At 70.7% G+C, this 762-nt stretch carries 1 pseudogene; it reads left to right on the forward strand.

Annotated features, from left to right (window positions below):
• A pseudogene (locus ACG02S_RS26205) lies at positions 1–762 on the forward strand (autotransporter outer membrane beta-barrel domain-containing protein); the annotation flags it as partial.

Here is a 762-nt window from a genome sequence, read left to right on the forward strand (position 1 = left end):
CCTCGTCGCCATCAGCGGCAACGGTGCGATCACACAAGCCGGCGCGCTGGACGTCAGCGGCACCACCAGCCTCAACGCCGGCATCGGCGCCATCACGCTGATGAACAGCGCCAACAGCTGGAGCGGTGCGGTAGGCCTGACGGGCGGCATGACGCAACTGCGCAGCGCTGGCGCCCTCGCGCTGGGCAGCAGCACCGTCACCTCGCTGGCGCTGACCAGCGGCGGCGCCATCAGCCAAACCGCAGCGCTCAACGTCAACGGTGCGCTGAACGTCAATGCCGGCAGCAACGCCGTCGACCTCAGCCACGCCAGCAACCAACTGGGCGGCACGGTGGGCCTGACCGCAGGTGCCACGCAGGTGCGCAGCAACAGCGCGCTGACGCTGGGCGCGCTGGACACCGCAGCGCTGACCGCCACGTCCAGTGGCGCACTCAACCTTGGCCAAGGCAGCGTCGACGGCACCCTCATCGCCGCCAGCGGCAACGGCGCCATCACGCAGGCCGGCGCGCTCGACGTGACGGGCACCACCAGCCTCAACGCCGGCAGCGGCACCCTCACGCTGACCCAGGCCGGCAACACATTCACCGGCGCCGTGAGCCTCACCGGTAGCGCCACGGCGCTGACCAACGCAGGCGCGCTGACGCTGGGCACGTTGAGCACGGGCAACCTGACGGTCAACGCCACCGCCGCGCTGAATCTGGGGCAAGGCAACGTCGGCGGCACACTCGATGCGAACAGCGGCGGCGCCATCACGCAGACCGG

Source organism: Pelomonas dachongensis (genome assembly GCF_043555865.1).
In the GTDB taxonomy this organism is placed as follows: domain Bacteria; phylum Pseudomonadota; class Gammaproteobacteria; order Burkholderiales; family Burkholderiaceae_C; genus Pelomonas; species Pelomonas dachongensis.